The following is a 20,231-nucleotide window of genomic DNA, read 5'->3' as shown; positions in this document are numbered from 1 at the left end:
CTCGACTTCGCAGACGAATGGTGCGCCGCACTTTAGGAAACAATCGCACCGACCGAATCATTGAATGTGAGTATGCGGATGCGGAAGCGGACCTTCCCAACAAGTGGGTCTTTAGCTTGGTCGAGACCTCGACGCAGAATGATCGACCACCTGTGATTTGGGGACACGACGTTCTATCGGACATCAATGTCCAGCGGATGGAAACGTCTTCGGTCGAAATGTTTCAACCAAAACTGACGTCGGGGATGACGATCGTTGATGAATGCGGTGGCGCTTCATTGGTCGTGGAATCTGGGTGGTCCATGGCTCGGGTCTTGATCTTGTTGGGGACACTAGTACTGTTGGCCGCGGCATACTTTACCATTTGCGAAACGCGGGTAACGACATGAGATGTTTACGCGAAGCTTTTGGGCGTGACCCTGATCGAATCACTGGTCGTATTCTCTGTCATCGCCCTATTGGCGGGCATCTCTTTGCCGGCGATTCAATCGGCACGTGAGCGGGCACGCATCAACACTTGCCAAAATCGTTTGCGTCAGTTGGCTCTAGCTTCTCATCATCATCACAACGCTTTCAGGCATTTACCCACCGGAGGCTGGGGATATCGTTAGGTCGGTATCGCGGGACGCGGTGTCGGCGAAAATCAGCCGGGCGGTTGGATCTTCAGCTGCCTTCCGTTCTTGGAACAACAAGCCTTGTTCGATCGAATACGACCGACTGACGATGGCTTGATACCCGCACAGCCTCTTCAGGTTGAATTGCCTCTGGTGCGATGCCCGTCGCGACCAGGGCCCGCCGTGGTGAAGTGTGCAAAGAAACCCATGCCGGTGAACCCGCATCCGCTTGGTGATGTTGCAAGGACGGACTATGCCGCGTGTGAAGGCGACATCATTACCGACAGCAAGGCTGGCCCCGACGGGCGGTTTGCTATCGGCGATTTTGATAGCTCAGGTTGCCCTGATCTGGGATGCGATTGACCAAGCGAGCCCGATTCCGGATGAGTTTGGGCTATTGGTTGGCGGATTGGATTCGATCGTCAATGGCAGGCATGACATCGATTGCGTGAACCCGCCTTTGGTCAAACGCTTGGCGGCATGGATTCCAGTCGGCCGGGGCTTTCGCATCCCTTCGTACACAGAGAATCCAGACCGCCGCCGAATCGAATGGGACCTGGGTCGTCGCCGCTGGGATCGCTGAATCAAATCCGTGTTACCCCTATCAGATAAGTTTCGCCAACGTTGTCTTAATGAGCTGCGTTTGGACGATTCGTTGTAGCGGTTTTCTGTCGCATTCTGGAAATGTTCTGTCCGGTCGAAACCACTGCTGCTTCCATGTTCGTCCGGTTATGTATGGAAAAGAAGCGATCCGCTCGCAAAGACTGGCGTAGTTTTGCGGTCACGACGTTTTGTGTTCGTGTCATGGAGCAAACCCTTGGCACTGTCGCGATAGGCTGCGATTGTTAACAATCGGGAGGTTGCTATTTCGTGGCGCGTCAGAATGCGAATTCGGGCGTTCAGCCTGGTTCGATTCACAACACATCAGCGGAAATGACATGAAAACAGAACGCAGCGAACGCTTTGGAACCGGGCATCCACTTCACGCTTCCTTGCGGTGCTGGATGGCCGGCGGGCTGGTCGTGTTTGCTGCGATTGGTTCCTTGTGCGATACGGTCGTCCGTGCCGAGTCCGCACAAACACGAGCACCGAACCTGCTTTGGATCGTGACCGATGATCATCGGTCCGATTCGATCCAAGCTTATAACCGGGCGGTTTATGGTCAGGACGACAGTCCACTGGGCCATGTGGAATCGCCGAACATCGACCGATTGGCGGGTGAAGGCGTCTTGTTTACTCGAGTGTTTTGCAACGCGCCCGTTTGTGCGCCTTCCCGCGGTTCGATGCATACGGGACGTTACCCGTTTCGTAATGGCCATTATGCGTTTGAAATCACGCACCAGGCCCCCGATTTTGTGCGTCCCACCGTATCGCAAACCCTTCGCGATCACGGGTATCAAACCGCGTTGTTCGGCAAACCCGGTCACTACATTTTCCGATGGGGGCCCGGACAGGGATACAACGATGCCGGTTTGTTTGACACCGAAGTCGACTTTAAACACGACCTGCAAAAAAACGGCATCGGCGAAATCTTCACCGGCGTGCGGTTCGGGAAACGCCAAGGACGCACCCAGGTGATCGGAACCGCCGAAAAGGTGTTGTATCCCGATGGCCGGACCAAGGAATATTTCATCAGTCGCGTGGGTGAAGACCTAACGCCCGAGGACTTGGCGGCCCGGCGCGAAGTGGATCAACAGTTCGATCTGCTGCGCAGCTACACGCGGTCCAATCCGAGTTTGATCATCGGTGGCGTCAACCCAAAGCCGGCCGGGAAGACGATCGATGCGGCCGTGGTCGATGAGTACACTCGATATCTGACGAACCGCGACAGCGAATATCTGACCGCCTGGGGAAAATCACAGCGGGGCGTCGATACAGAACGTCCTGTGTTCATCCACCTCAGTTTTCACTTGCCCCACACCCCCGTGTTGCCGCCCAAATCATTCCGCGATCGGTTTGCACAGTATTCGTACAAGGTTCCGGAGTTTGATAAGTCTGACGTGGAACGATTGCCGCCACAGATGCAGCGGATGTATCAGGCGACGAAGATCGATGACTTGACGCCCGAGGAAAAACAAACGGCCATTCAAGATTACTATGCGTTTTGTGCCTATGGCGATGCTTTGATCGGCGACGCGGTCGACAAATTCAAAGCGTATTGTGAATCACGCGACGCAGACTATCGGATTCTGTTCACCATCGGCGACCACGGATGGCACTTGGGGGAACAAGGGATCGAAGCCAAGTTCACGCCGTGGCGACAATCGGTATCCGACTCGGTCATCTTGGTGTCGTCGGATAAGAATGCGGTTGTTCCAGGGACGGTTTGTGACCAGCTGGTGGAATATGTCGATTTCGCGCCCACGTTGTTGGCGTCCGCCGGTTTGGACATTCACAGTGAACGCTTCGACTATCTGGACGGATACAGTTTGTTTGACGTGATCGACGGCAAGCGACCGGAACGGCAATATGCGGTGGGCGAGATCAACGTGATCGTTGGGCCGCGAGCCTATCTGCATACCGATCGTTTTCGTTTCTCGATGCGGACGCGTCCCTTCGACAACTTGGTGAACAAGAACCAGTTGGGCCAGGATCTGCGTTGGGCGTTGGATGCACCGGCGGAGGAAGTGGACCTGATGCTGTACGACTTGGCAGTTGATCCGCTGGAACGGCGAAACGTCGCCGGTCAGTCGGAGTATCGAGAGCTTGCCGAGTGGTTTCGTCAAAAGCTGGGGAGGATTGTTTTGGGGGACGGTCGGGCGGAGTGTGATTGGTCGATGGAGAACACGTTTCACATCAGTGACTTTGCCCTTGGGGCGGACGACAAGAAGCTGGACATTCCGCCGGAGATCATTCCAGAGCCAGCGATGGCTGTTTCGAAGCGTTGATCGGTTCGGTTGGCATGACGCTGCAAAACCCGCGGCTAGCGCCATGCGGCTCACGAATCAGCGGCAAGGCGCTAGCTGCCGGTTGGGTTTGCAACGAGTCAAACCGTGGCGCTACAAAACCCGCGGCTAGCGCCATGCGGCTCACAAGTCAGCGGTAAGGCGCTAGCCACCGGTCCGATTGGCAACGAATCAAATCGTGGCGCTACAAAACCCGCGGCTAGCGCCCTGCGGCTCACGAATTAGCGGCAAGGCGCTAGCCACCGGTCCGATTGGCAACGAATCAAATCGTGGCGTTACAAAACCCGCGGCTAGCGCCCTGCGGCTCATGAATCAGCGGCAAGGCGCTAGCTGCCGGTTGGGTTTGCAACGAGTCAAACCGTGACGCTACAGAACCCGCGGCTAGCGCCCTGCGGCTCACAAACCCGCGGCTAGCGCCCTGCGGCTCACAAACCCGCGGCTAGCGCCGTGCGGCTCACGAATTAGCGGCACGGCGCTAGCCGCCGGTGCATCGCCGCTGGTATAAAGGCTACATGCCGAACGATTTTTGCGATCCAGTAACCCTATTCATTACATGGACCACTTATGGCTCATGGTTGCCCGGTGATGCCCGTGGTTGGACGAGATGGAAACAGGGCGAGCAACAACCGCAGCCCGTATTGGAAGACTGGTGCAAAGACCGGATGAAGGAGAATGCCGTACTGCTCGAATCGAGTCAGCGCGAGAGCGTTGAGGAGGTCATTCGTCAACATGCGCAACGTCGCGGTTGGCAGTTGCATGCGGTTTCAGCACGTTCTAACCATGTGCATATCGTGGTCACTGTAGTGCCCAGCATTGGCGATCCGAACTTTCGCATGTCTGATGGAGTTAAACGGGTTCGCGACCAGTTCAAGGCGAATGCGACGCGAGTTTTGCGGCACGGGCAAAATCCAGTGATGAACGAGAAGGTCTGGACCAAGGGTGGTGATATTCAATTGATTGTCACCGATGACGATCTGGAGCAGGTTATGATCTATGTTTCCGAGGCTCAAGATCGGATGGACCGCGGAAAGTGGGGATGACGCGAAGGCATCAATCCCATCAGCGGCAAGGCGCTAGCCGGCGGTTGGGTTTGCAACGAGTCAAACGTGATGCTGCAGAACCCGCGGCTTGCGCCGTGCGGCTCACGAATTAGCGGCAAGGCGTTGGCTGCCGGTTGGGTTTGCAACGAGTCAAACGTGATGCTGCAGAACCCGCGGCTTGCGCCGTGCGGCTCACGAATTAGCGGCAAGGCGTTGGCTGCCGGTTTGGGTTTGCAACGAGTCAAACCGTGGCGCTACAACACCCGCGGCTAGCGCCGTGCGGCTCATAAAGCCGCGGCAAAGGGCTAGCTGCCGGTTGGGTTGGCAACGAGTCAATCGTGATGCTGCAGAACCCGCGGCTAGCGCCATGCGGCTCACGAATTAGCGGCAAGGCGCTAGCCGCCGGTCCGGTTGGCAACGAGTCAAAACATGACGCTACAAAACCCGCGGCTAGCGCCGTGCGGCTCACGAATTAGCGGCAAGGCGCTAGCCGCCGGTCCGGTTGGCAACGAGTCAAAACATGACGCTACAAAACCCGCGGCTAGCGCCGTGCGGCTCACAGACCCGCGGCTAGCACCGTGCGGCTCACAGACCAGCGGCTAGCACCGTGCGGCGCACAATACCCGCGGCTAGCACCGTGCGGCGCACAATACCCGCGGCTAGCAGCGTGCGGATCACCAACGCCGGCAACCGAGTGGGGGCCGGCATGACTACAATGACGGACGTGATCCAATACGAACACGCGATCCCCGCCATCCATTTCCCCGCCGTAATTCTTCGATGATGAAACCGTCTGCCATCCTGGTCGTCCTACTTGCTTTGCTAACTCGTGGCGCATCGGCTCAGCAGCCGCCGAACATTGTCTTCTTTTTCACGGACGATCAAACGACTTCGACGCTGGGGTGCTACGGAAACCCGATCATCCAGACGCCCAACATTGACCAACTTGCCCGACGGGGAACTCGGTTTGAAAACGCGTTTGTCAGCCAAGCGATTTGCTGGGTCAGCCGCACCACGATCCTGACCGGCTTGACGGGCCGCAGCTATGGAACGCCGGGTAATCGCGAGTTGGCAACCGCTGATGCTGTTCGAGAACTGTACACCGATCGCCTTCGTGCAAGCGGCTATCGAACCGGGTATTTTGGAAAGTGGCATGCGAAGATGCCCAAGGATTTCCGTCGCGAAGACCACTTCGATGAATTCGAAGCGATCGGACGGAACCCTTTCTACAAGCGACAAGCCGACGGCAGCCTGCGGCACGAAACCGAAGTGATTGTCGATCGCGGGATCGACTTCATTCAACGGCAGGACCCGGACAAGCCGTTTGCACTGAACCTGTGGTTCAACGCGTGTCACGCCGAAGACAGCGACCGCCGGCCAGGGATCGGTCATTTCCCTTGGCCGCGTTCGGTGGACGGCATGTATGAAGACGTCCAGATCCCAGAACCACGTTTGGCGTCTCCTGGAATCTTCGAAAGCCAACCCGAGTTTTTGAAAACGACGATCAATCGGGAACGCTATTTTTGGCGATGGAACACGCCGCAGAAATATCAAACCAATATGCGTGCTTACTATCGCATGGTCAGCGGGATCGACGGGGCGATCGGCCGCTTTATGAAAGCGTTGGAAGACGCCGGGATGGCGGACAACACCATCATCGTCTACTCCGCGGACAACGGGTACTACATGGGCAACCGCGGTTTCGCCGGCAAGTGGTCGCACTACGACGATGCTCTTCGCGTCCCCATGATCGTCATGGACCCTCGGGTGCCCGAGGACGCCAAAGGCCAGGTATCACAGAAGACGGTCTTGAATCTGGATCTGCCGTCGACCTTTCTTGATTACGCATCGGTGGAAATTCCCGATCGCTATCAAGGAACCAGTATCCGCCGGATTGTTCAGGGCGATGCGGTGGATGAGTGGAGAACCGAGAGCTTCCACGAACATTTTGCGGTACGGAACCGCATCCCGGCATTCGAAGGCCTTCGAAACCACCAGTACAAGTACGTGAGGTATTTCGACAACGGGGGCTACGAGTTTCTGCACGATCTGCAGAATGATCCTGAAGAGCTAACGAACTTGGTCGATGACCCAGATCACGCCGATGTCTTGGCACAGATGCGGAAGCGAACGGATGCTCGGGTGCAACAGTTGGGCGGTCCTTTACAACCGCTGGATCTATTCAATGAATCGACCGATCCCATGCCCGTTGCGGCGGCCAATGTGAGTGCCAAGCCCGATGCCGATGGATTCGTTCGCGTCTTTGATGGAAAGTCGTTGCGTGGTTGGTCGGGCGATTCCAAGTATTGGTCGGTCCAAGACGGTGCATTGACGGGGGTCGCCGACGGGACCTTAAAGATGAATCGATTCATCACATGGAAACATTCGACCGTTCGCAATTTCGACCTGCGCGTGAAGGTCAAGGTGACCACCGGCGGCAACAGCGGCATCCAATATCGTGGAACCATGCGACCAGATCTTGGTCTGGATGTTGTGTCGGGATACCAGTGTGACGTGGTCGCGGATCGTCCGGATTACAACGGAATGTTGTACGACGAAAAAGGCCGTCGCATCATCGCTCGCACGGGCCAGAAAGTCGTCATCGACACCGACGGCCAGCCCTGGATCGTCGGCGAGTTTCCGATTCGAGATTTTGAACCTGATCAATGGCACGAATACCGTGTCTTGGTCAAAGGCAACCATCATCAGCATTGGATCGATGGTCACATGACATCGGACGTGATCGATCTGGATGAAGCCGGGCGATCACTGGAAGGAGTTTTGGCCGTGCAGGTTCATGTCGGACCGGCCATGAAGATCCAGTACAAGGACTTTCGCATCAAGCACTTGCCTGACAACCTGCCCTTGATTCACGCCGGCGAAGTCACCATTGCTGAGGGATCGCTGGGCGTGAAGCCACAAGGTCGGCTTCCCAAAGATTGGCAGCCGCCGGTGTACGCCGCAGCGGCCAGCGTTGAATGATTTTTCGAACCATTCCTTTATGCAAGCGTCGCAACGCCAAATTGGCACCGCACGCCTGATCCGCTCCCCGTCGTATGCGCGACGTTACAATGGCCGCCGACGATGGCGAAGCGATTCGCGATGACGTTCCCACCTGAAACCATTGACCCGCCCAAGACGATGACCTATTCACGACGCCAAGTCCTTTGCAGCGCGGCCGCCGCGCTGGCCATTCCCGCCACCACCGTGTCGACCGCCATCGCAAGAGAACCGATCCAGCGAACCGGTCCGTCACGGCTGAAGCTTGCCTTGGCGGCGTATTCGTTTCGCCAGTACTTTTCGTACATGAAGGGAAAGAAGAAGCAGCCGCAGAGTGATGGGCCGGCGATGGATATGGAAGGCTTCCTGCAGTACTGCGCCGATCACGGATGTGATGGCGCGGAATTGACCAGTTACTTCTTTCGCAACGATCCGGACCGCGACTACTTTCTGGATTTGAAACGATCCGCGTTTTTGAAAGGTCTTGCGATCAGCGGAACCGCCATCGGCAACAACTTCACCGTCGGTCGTGGCGAGCGATTGGAATCGGAAATCGCCGCCGCCAAACAGTGGATCGATCACGCCGCCGTTTTGGGTGCACCCCACATCCGGTTCTTTGCCGGGACGGGCGCTCAGATCGACAAAGAACCCGCACGGATCGACGAAGCGATTGAGGCGTTGGAACAGTGTGCCGAGCACGCCGCGAACCATGGCATCATGCTGGGCGTGGAAAATCACGGCAATCTGACCAGCGACCAGATGCTGACGATTATGCAGCGGGTGTCCAGCCCTTGGGTCGGCATGAATCTGGACACGGGCAACTTCTTTTCCGATGACCCTTACGGCGATTTGGAAAAGTGCGTCGGCTATGCCGTTAACGTTCAAGTCAAAGTGGTCATGCGGTCGCCCGACCGTACGAAGTCACCAGCCGATTTGAAGCGAATCGCCGCGATTCTGCGGGACGGTGGTTACCAAGGCTTTGTGAATTTGGAATACGAGGAAGAACAGCCCTACGAACACGTCCCGCAAGCGCTGGACGAATTGCGGCAAGCCATCGCTTGATCGCAGCGGACGTGAACCACCACCGCGTCAGCTTTTGTCAAAGTCCGATCGATGCATCGCCTTGCATAGGTTTTTGGGATCAGCGGCGATGCGCCCGCACTTGCGGCAAACGTACTGCGCCTGGTCGGCTTGTTGGAGCAGAATCGGTAACGCCTTTTCCAGCGTCGCTTTGTTCCATTTGCAAATGGCTTTTTTGGGAAGCTTTTTCATTCGCCCTGCTTCAAGACCGCTTGGCACCACAAACTGGGATCATCGGCCACGGGGTATTCCGGTCCCAGCGACAACGTTTGCCATCCTAATTCACGGTCAACGATCGAGCAGAAAAAGCCCAAGCGACTTTGGCTGGACGGGTCGAATCCGGTCATCGCCGCGGCGGGGATGAACCCGCTGAGTTTGTAGCCGTCGTGACGAGCGATCGCCATCACTTTCAGGCTGCCAGGTTTGATGGGTTTCGGGTTCGCTCGGGCTCGCTGAATCGGCACCAAGCTGGCGACCGGTTTGTCGCGTGACGGACCGCCGCCGGCCGGCATGAACAGAAAGCGATGACAGAAACCGGTTGCACGGTGAATGTTGGGGCTGCAGCGTGTGTCGATCCACAGATGCACTCCATCGCTGTCTTCCAACCGTGTTTCGCGGCACCACGGGACGGATGATTTTCCGGAAACGATCACGGCGATGCCGATCCCGGTTTCGTCCCAGCCGATTCGGACGTCGGCGAAACTGGGGTGTTCGCCCAGTTGCCCCAGGTCGGGCAGCCGACACGATTCCGGCAAGCTGACCCCGGCCGCTTTCCATTGAAGCGGCACGTGGGGAATTTCCAGTTCAAATCGAAACAGAAAGCTCGGGTCGATCAACCGGGTGGTCGCTTCGGAGGCTTCGTCCGTCATGTTGAATTTGCTCCATTTTTCGACCGGGCACGCACCAGGCTGCCGATCGGTCGGGCTTCAATGTTGATGTCGTCCACGGGCCGCCGTCGGGACATTCCTTGAGCGCGGCCGGTGACTTCGCGGGCTTGCGGGCCGATGCGAAACCGTCACCTTACGTGTCGCTGTGCGGCTGATGCAAACGCCCGCTGATTGCACGCCGTCCGCCGTGGTCGATTTGTGTCTTTACAATCAACCGCACCGTTTCGCCGTCGCCCCCTCCGTCGGGGCAACGTGGCAACCGAATCCGCCGGTTCATTGGAAGGAAAGCACGCCGATGCTGCGTCAGCATTCGATCGAAATTCGCGTCCGCTACGACGAATGCGATCCCATGGGGTTTGTCCACCATTCACGATTCTTGCAGTATTTCGAGATGGGGCGAACGGAGCTGCTGCGGGCTTCCGGTGGCAACTATCGCGAAATGGAAGAAGCCGGCCAGTTGGTCGTCGTCGTCCGCGTTGACTGTCGGTACCGTCGTCCCGCCTGCTACGACGATTTACTGCGATTGGAGACGGAAATCACCGGCGTGACGGCTGGAAAAATAATGCACCAATATCATCTGTATCGTGACCAAGAACTTTTGGTCCAAGCCGACGTGACGCTGGCGGTGATTGATCGCGAAGGGCAGATCCAACGTGTTCCCGAGTTCCTTCGGACGGCGTTTTCGGCGGACCAGTCCCCCTAGCGATCCAGGGCGTCCGGATCGTCACCAAAGGCGTAAATGCCAAAGTCAGCCGGGGCGGACATCGGTTCACATAAAATTCACACATTCGCCGCACTTCAAAGACTCGCCAGTTTTTTTCGCCCGTGCTAGCCTGACCAGCCCAACGAGTGAAAGTTCGTGCGGTCACCGCCGAAGGACGACTGACCCTCAGTGATCCCACAGGCCGGACCCGGCGAGCTTTCGCAGCCTTTGTCCCCAAACAATCACGACGCAGAAACCACTCCGATGTCCACAACTTTTGTTTCGGTTTTGAAGCGCCGCACGAACGGCCTGACCTGCGGCTTGGCCGCGTTGGCGCTGGCGGTTGCCGGCTGTAACAGCAGCACGACCACACCGACGGCGGAAACCGGCGAAGCCCAATCCAACCTGGTCGGCAACATCGAAGTCGACGGCAGCAGCACCGTCCAACCGATCAGCAACGCGGTCCAAGAACAATTCCGCGACGTCGCCCCCGGCGTTTCAATCACCGTGTCGGGCAAAGGCACCGGTAACGGGTTCAAGCGTTTCGCATTGAAAGAAACCGACATCAGCGGTGCATCGCGACCGATCAAACCGTCGGAATTGGAATCTTGCCGCGAAGCCGGTGTCGAATTCGTCGAACTGCCGGTCGCCTTTGACGGTTTGACTTTCGTCATTCACCCGGAAAACGATTGGGTCGAAAGCCTGACCGTTGAGCAGTTGACCAAGATCTTTGCCGACGACAATCCCGTTTCGAAGTGGAACGAGATCGACGAATCGTGGCCGGACGAGACGATCAATATCTTCGCACCGGGAACCGGATCGGGCACCTACGATTACACCAAAGAGGTCTTGGCCGATGAGATCGGGCTGCGTAAGGACATGAGCCTGAATGAGGACGACAACATCCTGGTCCAGGGTGTCGCCGGCAATCGCTACAGCATCGGCTTCTTCGGCGTCGCCTACTTCGAAGAGAACCAAGACAAGCTGAAGGCGGTTCCGATCGTCAATCCGGAAGACGGCACCGCATACATGCCGACGACCGAAAACATTTCCGGCAACAAGTACGCCCCCTTCAGCCGCCCGCTGTTCATTTATGTGAACGCCGAATCGTTGGATAAGGCGGAAGTCGCGACGTTCGTTGATTATTATCTGACCAACGTTCCGGAAACCTGTGAAAAGGTCGGCTACGTCAAGTTGCCCGAAGAATTGCTGGCACGTGCCCGTGAAAACTACGAAAACGTCGTGTTGGGCACGCACTATGTTGACGAATCGGGCGAAAAGCGTGGCGGTCCTCTGGCCGACATCTTCGTTGCCGAAAACCTGACCAAGTGAGCCCGACAGGCGTCTTGGTCCGCTTACGATTGATTGGCGATTGCCCTGATGAGCACCACACCGGTTGCCCTGACGAAACGCGAATTCACGTCGACCGCTGGAAAGCTGTTGCGTGAAAAGCTGATCGTGTTTCTGTTGGCGATCAGCGCCTTGTTGACGATTGCGATCACGATCGGAATCGTCGGCATGTTGCTGACCCAAAGCTATCAGTTCTTCAGCAGCCCCTATGTGACCGCGTCGGAATTTCTGACCGGCACCGAGTGGACCGCGTTGCAATCGCCCGACCTGGAACAAGCCGAATTCGGCATCATGCCGCTGCTTAGCGGGACGTTCCGAGTGACGTTGATCGCGATGATCATCGCGTTGCCGCTGGGGTTGATCACGGCGATCTATCTGAGCGAATACGCATCGCCACGGATTCGATCGTGGTTAAAACCGACCTTGGAAATCATCGCGGGTATTCCGACGGTGGTCCTGGGTTACTTTGCAATTCTCGTGATCAGCCCGTCGTTGCAATTCGTCAGCGGAGGCGCCTTCGACACCTTCAACGCCGCCAGCGCGGGCATCGCGGTGGGCATTCTGTGCTTGCCGATGGTGTGCAGTTTGTCCGAAGACGCGCTTCAAGCCGTGCCTCGCAGTTTACGAGAGGGCGCCTACGGCATGGGATGCACCCCGTTCGAAACGTCGATCAAAGTCGTCGTGCCGGCCGCGCTTTCGGGGATCGTCAGCGCTTTCTTGCTGGCCTTCGGTCGTGCGATCGGTGAAACGATGGTCGTCGCACTGGCCGCGGGGACTCGCGCCACGTTCTCGGCCGACCCGACCCGACAATCCCAGACGATGACGGGCTTCATTGTGGAAATGATCAAAAGCGAGAACGAGTTCGGTACCGTGCAGTATTACAGTCTGTATGGCGTCGCGATCACGCTGTTCTTGATCACCTTCGTCATGACACTGCTGGGCCAACTGATCCGTCGGCGTTATCAGGAGACCTACCATTGAGTTCTGCTGTACCGACCGCGGACCTGGCAAAGTCACCGGTTCCCGAAGTCCTGACGAACATTGACAGTGCGCAGCAATCGGCCAACTCCGATCGCCGACGTCGCAACAGTCGCATCTTTTACGTCGTCTGCGTCCTGATCGCACTGCTAAGCGTGGCCGTTTTGGCCGTCCTGCTGGCGTCGATAGGCGTGCAGGGCGGCGGTCGATTGACGCCCAGTTTGCTGCAAAACGCACACAGCGAATTGAACCCCGAAGCGGCCGGCATGTGGCCATCGATCATCGGTTCCTTTTTCGTCTTGGGCGTATGTGGATTGTTCGCCATTCCGCTGGGCATCGCGACGGCCGTCTATCTGGAAGAATTCAAACCGACGTCTAAAGTGTTGCAGTGGTTTCGCGGTTTCATCCAGTTGAACATCGCCAACTTGGCCGGCGTTCCGTCGATCGTTTACGGGCTGTTGGGTCTGTCGGCATTCGTCTACATGTTCAACATCTTCGGCCAAATCCAAGTCAACGAGTCGACGGCCTGGGTCATCGCCGGCGAACAGAAGTTCTATCAAGTGCTGTCGCTGGAGACCGGCCAAACGGTTCTGATCCCTCAGGGTGATCGCGAAGGATCGAAGATCAAAGTCAACGAACCGACCGAGGGCATCGATTCGACCGGCCAAAAGGTGCAGGTGGAAATCTGGGAACCCGGCACACCGAAACCGACCGCCCCGGATGTCAAACGGCGGACCGTCCGAAAGGGTGCGACCGGCGGCATCTATTCCGACCGCAGTTGGTATTTCTTTCGGTTGCCGTTCGGACAAAGTTTCCTGGCTGGTGGGCTGACGCTGGGTCTGGTGATTTTGCCCATCGTGATCATTTCGTCGCAGGAAGCACTGCGAAGCGTGCCGCCGGCGCTGCGTGAAGCCTCGCTCGGCCTGGGTTCGACCACTTGGCAAACGGTCCGCCATGTTTCGCTTCCGGTGGCCATACCCGGTATCCTAACAGGTGTCATTTTGGCCATGGGTCGGGCGATCGGCGAAGCCGCGCCCATCCTGATCGTGCTGGGTGCCGCGATCTCCAAAGATTCCGGCCCCCATCATTTGATGGACACCGTTGTCACGATGCCGCTGTTGATTTTTGATTGGGCGGGTCGGCAACAGGCGACTTTCCAAGAACTCGCCGCCGCGGCGATTATCGTGTTGTTGGTGGTTCTGCTGATGCTGAACGGGATCGCCATCTATCTTCGACAACGGATGCAGCAATCCTGATGCATTCCAACACCGAAATGTCAGCAGACAACATGTCGATCTCATCCAGTCCCCGTGTAATGACCAGCAGCATGCCCCACGCCGAATCGGAAGGGCCGACCGAAACGATGATTCGGATCGAAGGCTTCAATGCCTGGTACGGTGACTTTCAAGCCCTGCATGACTTGTCGCTGCACATTCCCAAGAATCGTGTGACGGCATTCATCGGGCCCAGCGGCTGTGGCAAAAGCACGCTGCTTCGCTGGATCAACCGCATGAACGACATCGTCCCCAGTGCTCACGCACGCGGCACATTGACGATGGGCGAACTGGACATCCTGGCCAAATCCACCGACGTGGTCCGGCTGCGTCGACAAATCGGGATCGTGTTTCAAAAGCCCAATCCGTTCCCCAAATCAATTTACGACAACGTCGCTTTCGGTCCTCGGCTGCACATGAAGCTGACCAAGAACCAGCTGGACGAACTGGTCCAGTGGTCTTTGGAAAAAGCCGCCGTATGGGACGAAGTCAAAAACCGCCTGCATTCACCGGCCATGGGTTTGTCCGGCGGCCAGCAACAACGGTTGTGCATCGCCCGCGCGATCGCGGTCGGACCGGACGTGCTGCTGATGGACGAACCGTGTAGTGCCCTGGACCCGGCCAGCACCCTGGCGATCGAAGATTTGATCTTCGAATTGCGTCAGCAGTACACGATCGTCATGGTCACGCACAACATGCAACAGGCATCCCGCTGTAGCGACCAGACGGCGTTCTTCTATAACGGCAAACTGGTCGAATCGGGTGACACCGAAACGATCTTTACCAAACCGCAAGAAAAGCAGACCGACGATTACGTCCGCGGCCGCTTCGGTTGATCCTGTCGAACGCTCGGTATCGGCACCACGCTGACATTCGACGGCGTTTCTTGGTAGGTTGCAAGGCTTGTCAAGCACCCAGGCTTGTTCGCGTTTTTCGACCCGACGGATGTAAACATGTCAAAGCACCTGCGACGTGCGCTGGACCAATTGCGTATTGATCTGTTGGGACAGTTTGCCGACGTCGAACAGATGGTTCAGTTGTCGGTGCGATCGCTGGTCGAGCGCCGCCGCGATATCGCCGATCAGGTGATCGAAGCCGACACGAAAATCGACATGACGGACATTCGTATCGAAGAAGAATGTCTGAAGCTGTTGGCACTGCATCAGCCGGTCGCCGAAGACTTGCGATGGGTGGTGACGGTCATCAAAGTCAACGATGAACTGGAACGGATGGCGGACTTGGCGTGCAACATTGCCGAACGTGCCAAATCGCTGGACTTGTACCCGTTGTTCCCGGTCCCCGATGAATTGTCATCGATGGTCACCAACGCGCTGGAAATGGTTCGTGACAGCGTCGACGCGTTCGTTCAGGGCAACGCGGTCCGTGCGACCGAAGTCATCAAGCAAGACGAACAAGTGGATGAACAGAACCGCATCGTGATCGACCTGTTGGAAGACTTGATGCTGGAAGACAAGGACTACATCATTCCCGCGATGCACTGTTTCAGCGCCGCACGATTGTTGGAACAAATTGCCGACATCGCCGAATCCTTGGCCGAAGATGTCATCTATATGTCCGAAGGCGAAATCGTTCGCCATCAACACGGTGACATTCAATTGCCGCGAAGCAAGGGGCAGAAGAGTTCTTCGCCGATGGAATCAGAAGATCCGAACGAGTATTGAAGGGCCATGAATCTGTTAATTCATGCCTACAGCACGCTGGAAGACCCTCAGGACCTGTCCTTTGAACATCGCGCCGCGTCACGACGCAGTCGCCGAAACGACAAGCTGTCGGACGATCTGAATCGGTTGCGTGATTACTGCGTCACGAAGGCCAAAGACGCGGCGGATTCGCCCGCGATCCAAAACCTGTTGCAGCACATCGATCGCACGTCGCACCATTTCAGTTTCGAAATTGACGACGCGGAATTTGCAACGGTGTCCAAATGGGCCTGGGCGAACAATGCGATTCTGTATTTCGCCGATGGGACGGTCCGCGATCCGTCTGGCCGCATCTTGATGGACCCAGCCAGCGGTAAACCACACCCCGATGCGGAATTACCGTTTCCTGCTGATGCACGCCAACGCCAACTGCAAAGCGAAATGGTGATGCGGAATCGGTTGATCGATCCGCCGGAAGTGCTGCCACCGATCCCGGGGATGCAAGAGGTCAAGCTGCGCGGTGCTGATGACGTGGCCTGGCGATGCCTTGCGTTGTTTCTGGTCGCCGCTCGCGCCGAATCGGTCATGGCCGGTCGTCCGATTCCCTTGGATGCCATCGAACGTCGCCATCCGCTGGCGCTGCACGCACTGACCACGGCGGAAAAGTCGTTCCTGCAAGTTGAACGTCCGACGCCGGATCAGGCCGCTGACCATTGTTGGCGTTACGAATCGCTGTACGCCCTGCAGTGGGCGCTTGGAATGCACCCGGAACTGGAATTCGCCGACAAGATTTGTGACGTTCCCACGGTCGCACGGCTGATTTTTGCCGGGACGGAATCGGACTTCGTTACCACGGCAAAGCTGCGTCCGACGGAACAGATCTTGGACGCCACTGATTTGAACTTGCGGCTTCTCTGGGCCGCTCGCGATGCCGCCAATCGCCGAAAAGATCCTCCGGCTGGGATTGACGGTTTCGTGCTGGTCGAACGACAACACGCGCTGCATTGGTTGATCGACGCCCAGGGGCCGGCCTGGGACGACGTGGATACGTCGACTTGAAACAACGGCACATCCGATGGTTCGGGCCGATATCCACCGGGGTTCACGGTTTGTCATAATGGTGTGGCCGCCGATGCAATTCCATCGGCGGTGTCTCTGTTTCATTGACTTTCCCGATTGCACCGATGCTGGCACCCGAACTGCCTCAATACGGAATCATCGCTCGTTGGCCGGAGGACGGTCAATCGTTCATTCATCCATCGGACATCGCCGCGGCGAATCGTTGTCTGCCCAGTGAACGTGTTTTGAAACGGTTCGCGTTTGACGGTTCGTACTATCACTACAGCTACGGCGCCGTTCGCTTTCGATTGCGTCCGTGTCTTTGGCTGCGAATCAGGCCTGACGGGATCGATATCGGCGATCAAGTCGAAGTCGCCGGCGTGGGGATGCAGCGTGACTTGTTCGTTGCATCGGTTTGGGGCATGCATTTTGTCCAGCGCAAAGGCTGTATCGTCTATCGCCTGCGTCGCGCCGACAGCGTCGTGCCGAACCTTTACACCGCCGATCAGTTGAAGCGGTTGGATGTGAAGGAAAAGGTCCGACCTGGAATGACCAAGCACCCTCATCCCAAGTGGACCGGCGCCGGTGAAACGCTGACCGATTGGCAGACGACTGACGACCGCTGATCTCAATGATGCACAAACGCAGCACCGCGGCACTGTCTTCACCACGCGTTGATGTGAGTTTTCTTTTGCGGTCGCGTTTGGGCCTCGCACGGAGGCACAAAGGCACGGAGTTGTAGGGGACAGGAGCGGGCGTGTTGCCGCTGGCCGTCAGCCAACAAACTTGATCGACCGGCACGACCTCTTTCTTTCATTCTCTCCGTGCCTCCGCGTCTCCGTGAGAGACTCCTCCCATGGTCGCGTTCGGGCCTCGCACGGAGGCACAAAGGCACGGAGTTGTAGGGGGCAGGAGTGGGCGTGTTGCCGCTGGCCGTCAGACAACAAACTTCATCGCCCCCACGACCCCACCCTCTCTTTTCCTCTGTGCCTTCGCGCCTCTGTGAGAGACATCTCCCACGGTCGCGATCGGACCTCGCACGGAGGCACAAAGGCACGGAGTTGTAGGGGACAGAAGTGGGCGTTTTGCGACTGGCAACTGGGAAGTCATCGGCAACACCCAGTCTGCCGACTGAGCCTTCGATTCTCCCTGCGATCCCATCAGCCGGATCAACAGCCTGCGAGTTACCGGACGGCGGATCATCGTGATACGCTAGACAAACACGAAACTGAACCTCCACCCAACCCTGTTGAAAGAATGCCGCGATGATTCGTCCTCTTGGTTTCGTCACCGCCATCGTTCCCGACATGAATCTGGAAAGCGTGATGCAGTTGGCTTCGCGCATCGGTTACCAATGTTTGGAAGTTTGCTGTTGGCCGCCCGGCAAAGCCAGTCGTCGATACGCCGGCATCACTCACATCAATGTGCTGGACTACGACGCCGGCCAGATCAAAGACGTTTGCGCACGACATGAAATCAGCATCAGTTCGCTGGGCTATTACCCCAATGCGTTGTCACCCGACGCTGAGGAATCGTCGACCGCGGTCGAACACATCCGTACGGTTGTCGCGGCGTCGGCGGAACTGGGCATCGGCAAAATGACGACGTTCATTGGCCGCGACTGGACCAAGAATGTTGACGAAAACTGGCCACGCTTCTTGGAAACATGGCGACCGATCATTCAAGAAGCCGAAGACTTGGGCGTCCAAATCGGCATCGAAAACTGCCCCATGCTGTTCACCGCCGATGAATGGCCGGGTGGCAAAAACCTGGCACACAGTCCGGCGATCTGGCGTCGCATGTTCGAAGACATTCCGAATCCCAATTTCGGATTGAACTATGACCCGTCGCACATGGTGTTTCAACAAATGGATTATCTGGCACCGCTGCGTGAATTCGCCGACCGCATCTTCCATGTCCATGCCAAGGATGTTCGCGTGGACACCGAAAAGCTGAACGATGTCGGCACGCTGGCGTTTCCCAATCTCTATCACACGCCCAAACTGCCCGGCATGGGGGATGTCGATTGGGGCAAGTTCTTTTCCACGTTGACTTGCACCGGCTACACCGGACCGGTTTGTGTGGAAGTCGAAGATCGGGCGTATGAAGGTTCCGACGAAACGATCGAATTGTCGCTGCGGCAAAGCCATACGTTTCTGCGAAACTACTTGCCCAAAAACGCCTGATTCTCGGTGACCATGGTCGTCCTGTCGATAGAGAATCACCAGGTGGACCACTGTTCGGTCACACGGACCATCGCATCAGCGATCGTCTTCAGATCCTGCGATGCAATGTTGAGTGCGGGCGTTGTGTAAATCACATCGCCGAACGGTCGAATCCAGATGCCTTCTTCGACGAATCGGCTGCGCAGTCGGTCCAAGTGGTCCAAACGATCGACCTGGATCACGCCGATCCCGCCTTTACAGCGAACGTCGACCACACGTGGGATCGATTCGGCGGGTTTCAGCCATGTGGAAAGCTGGTCCTCGATCGCTTTGGCTTGTTGCAATCGCGGTTCGCGTTCAAACAGTTCCAACGATGCACAGGCGGCGGCACAGGCCAGCGGATTGCCCATGAAGGTTGGGCCGTGCATGAAAGCGTTCTGCGAATCATCGGACCAGAAAGCACCGAAAACACGATCGGTGGCGACCGTGGCGGCAAGTCCGATCGCGCCACCGGTCAACGATTTGCCCAAACAGATAATGTCGGGAGTCACATCGGCCGAATCGACGCCAAACATGACGCCGGTGCGCCCGAACCCGGTCGCCAATTCGTCGGCAATCATCAACACGCCGTGCTGGTCGCACTGCGAGCGCAGAAACGTCAGCACGTCGGGGTCATGGAAACGCATCCCGCCGGCGCCCTGCACTGTGGGTTCGATGAAGACACCGGCGATGGTCGATCCATGGCGTTGCAATGTGTCACGCAAGGCAGATCGACTGGCATCGCATTCGGGAATGGGCAGATGAATCTGTTCCAACAACCCGCCGCTGAATTCCGCGTGCATGCTGCGGACCGGATCGCACAACGACATCGCGCCCGTCGTGTCGCCGTGATAGGCGCGATCAAAGGCGATGAAGGTCTTGCGTCTGGGCTGTTCAGTCTGTCGATGAAACTGCATCGCCATTTTCATCGCCACCTCAACGGCCACACTTCCACTGTCGCAAAGAAATACGCGACTGAGATCACCGGGCAGTAAATCGGCCAGGCGACGCGCCAGGTCGGCGGCCGGTTGATGTTGCAGGCCACCCATCATCACGTGAGGCATCCGCTGGGCCTGCTGGACCAGCGCGTCCACGATGTGAGGATGGTTGTATCCGTGACAGGCGCACCACCACGAAGCCATGGCGTCAATCAATTCGCGCCCGTCGGACAAGCGGATTCGCACGCCCTGGGTCGATTCAACCGGCAACGGGCTCGGTGCCGTCTTCATTTGACAGTACGGCATCCACAAATGGTCCGCGGCGGATTCCTGCCACTCGGGTGGTCGTGACGGTTGTAACATGGAGCGTCGCATCGTTTGGCAATGTGTGGGGAACATCGGGCGGGAGTATCTTCCGATTTGCCCCGCGGATCCGCAATCATGCGAAACCAACGTCAATCATGGCAAACCTGGGTCGCAGCTGGTTGATCGATGATGCCAGCCGAACCGGCTTGCGTTATCCTTGTTAACATTCGA

The 20,231-nt window shown here is 57.3% G+C and carries 18 protein-coding genes and 1 pseudogene; 16 read left to right on the top strand and 3 right to left on the bottom strand.

The window, feature by feature from the left end:
* Positions 1–17: 17 nt before the first annotated feature.
* The 7 genes and pseudogenes from Mal65_RS14840 (at position 18) to Mal65_RS14810 (ending at position 8,622) form a co-directional block, all read left to right on the top strand.
* Positions 18–389, top strand: a complete 372-nt coding sequence (locus tag Mal65_RS14840) for a hypothetical protein (protein WP_145299073.1) — start codon at positions 18–20, stop codon at positions 387–389.
* Between the two features lie 24 nt (positions 390–413).
* Positions 414–977, top strand: a pseudogene (locus Mal65_RS27205) (DUF1559 family PulG-like putative transporter).
* A 575-nt stretch (positions 978–1,552) separates the two neighbouring features.
* Entirely contained in the window at positions 1,553–3,502 is a 1,950-nt protein-coding gene (locus Mal65_RS14825; RefSeq protein WP_196784184.1) for a sulfatase-like hydrolase/transferase, read from the top strand.
* A gap of 530 nt (positions 3,503–4,032) precedes the next feature.
* Entirely contained in the window at positions 4,033–4,560 is a 528-nt protein-coding gene (locus Mal65_RS14820) for a transposase (RefSeq protein ID WP_145299067.1), read from the top strand.
* A gap of 69 nt (positions 4,561–4,629) precedes the next feature.
* Entirely contained in the window at positions 4,630–4,833 is a 204-nt protein-coding gene (locus Mal65_RS26525) for a hypothetical protein (protein ID WP_165701285.1), read from the top strand.
* A gap of 507 nt (positions 4,834–5,340) precedes the next feature.
* Complete coding sequence (locus Mal65_RS14815) at positions 5,341–7,542, top strand: sulfatase-like hydrolase/transferase (RefSeq protein WP_196784183.1); 2,202 nt, start codon at positions 5,341–5,343, stop codon at positions 7,540–7,542.
* Positions 7,543–7,662: 120 nt separating this feature from the next.
* Positions 7,663–8,622: a sugar phosphate isomerase/epimerase family protein gene (locus Mal65_RS14810; RefSeq protein WP_196784182.1), complete on the top strand. Its 960-nt coding sequence runs from the start codon at positions 7,663–7,665 to the stop codon at positions 8,620–8,622.
* Positions 8,623–8,649: 27 nt separating this feature from the next.
* Here the strand turns inward: Mal65_RS14810 and Mal65_RS14805 are convergent, their stop codons facing one another.
* Positions 8,650–8,832 carry a hypothetical protein gene (locus Mal65_RS14805; protein WP_145299064.1) on the bottom strand — a complete coding sequence of 61 codons (183 nt, stop codon included), beginning with the start codon at positions 8,830–8,832 and terminating at the stop codon, positions 8,650–8,652.
* Positions 8,829–9,509 carry a DOMON domain-containing protein gene (locus Mal65_RS14800; RefSeq protein WP_196784181.1) on the bottom strand — a complete coding sequence of 227 codons (681 nt, stop codon included), beginning with the start codon at positions 9,507–9,509 and terminating at the stop codon, positions 8,829–8,831. The genes Mal65_RS14805 and Mal65_RS14800 overlap by 4 nt, the downstream gene beginning before the upstream one ends.
* Positions 9,510–9,681: 172 nt before the next feature.
* On the opposite strand from Mal65_RS14800, the gene Mal65_RS14795 reads away from it, so the two are divergent.
* From Mal65_RS14795 to Mal65_RS14755, 9 genes are all read left to right on the top strand, one after another.
* On the top strand, positions 9,682–10,230 hold the full coding sequence (locus Mal65_RS14795) for an acyl-CoA thioesterase (protein WP_231131141.1): 549 nt from the start codon (positions 9,682–9,684) through the stop codon (positions 10,228–10,230).
* Positions 10,231–10,494: 264 nt separating this feature from the next.
* Complete coding sequence (locus Mal65_RS14790) at positions 10,495–11,562, top strand: PstS family phosphate ABC transporter substrate-binding protein (RefSeq protein WP_145299061.1); 1,068 nt, start codon at positions 10,495–10,497, stop codon at positions 11,560–11,562.
* Between the two features lie 48 nt (positions 11,563–11,610).
* The gene (gene pstC, locus Mal65_RS14785; RefSeq protein WP_145299058.1) at positions 11,611–12,561 is read left to right on the top strand and encodes a phosphate ABC transporter permease subunit PstC; all 951 of its coding nucleotides are present in this window, start codon (positions 11,611–11,613) and stop codon (positions 12,559–12,561) included.
* Between the two features lie 23 nt (positions 12,562–12,584).
* Complete coding sequence (locus tag Mal65_RS14780; RefSeq protein ID WP_390621857.1) at positions 12,585–13,814, top strand: PstA family ABC transporter permease; 1,230 nt, start codon at positions 12,585–12,587, stop codon at positions 13,812–13,814.
* Between the two features lie 71 nt (positions 13,815–13,885).
* Positions 13,886–14,668: a phosphate ABC transporter ATP-binding protein PstB gene (gene pstB, locus Mal65_RS14775; RefSeq protein WP_390621977.1), complete on the top strand. Its 783-nt coding sequence runs from the start codon at positions 13,886–13,888 to the stop codon at positions 14,666–14,668.
* A gap of 117 nt (positions 14,669–14,785) precedes the next feature.
* Positions 14,786–15,514, top strand: a complete 729-nt coding sequence (gene phoU / locus Mal65_RS14770; RefSeq protein WP_145299052.1) for a phosphate signaling complex protein PhoU — start codon at positions 14,786–14,788, stop codon at positions 15,512–15,514.
* A gap of 6 nt (positions 15,515–15,520) precedes the next feature.
* The gene (locus Mal65_RS14765; protein ID WP_145299049.1) at positions 15,521–16,552 is read left to right on the top strand and encodes a DUF4272 domain-containing protein; all 1,032 of its coding nucleotides are present in this window, start codon (positions 15,521–15,523) and stop codon (positions 16,550–16,552) included.
* Between the two features lie 125 nt (positions 16,553–16,677).
* Positions 16,678–17,178 carry a DUF6960 family protein gene (locus tag Mal65_RS14760; protein WP_145299046.1) on the top strand — a complete coding sequence of 167 codons (501 nt, stop codon included), beginning with the start codon at positions 16,678–16,680 and terminating at the stop codon, positions 17,176–17,178.
* A 639-nt stretch (positions 17,179–17,817) separates the two neighbouring features.
* The gene (locus Mal65_RS14755) at positions 17,818–18,738 is read left to right on the top strand and encodes a sugar phosphate isomerase/epimerase family protein (protein WP_145299043.1); all 921 of its coding nucleotides are present in this window, start codon (positions 17,818–17,820) and stop codon (positions 18,736–18,738) included.
* A 35-nt stretch (positions 18,739–18,773) separates the two neighbouring features.
* Here the strand turns inward: Mal65_RS14755 and bioA are convergent, their stop codons facing one another.
* Positions 18,774–20,057, bottom strand: a complete 1,284-nt coding sequence (gene bioA / locus Mal65_RS14750; protein WP_145299040.1) for an adenosylmethionine--8-amino-7-oxononanoate transaminase — start codon at positions 20,055–20,057, stop codon at positions 18,774–18,776.
* Positions 20,058–20,231 lie beyond the last annotated feature (174 nt).

It is taken from the genome of Crateriforma conspicua (assembly GCF_007752935.1).
In the GTDB taxonomy this organism is placed as follows: domain Bacteria; phylum Planctomycetota; class Planctomycetia; order Pirellulales; family Pirellulaceae; genus Crateriforma; species Crateriforma conspicua.
The sequence above is the reverse complement of the archived record's forward strand: the minus strand, read 5'-3'. Positions and strand labels throughout refer to the sequence as shown.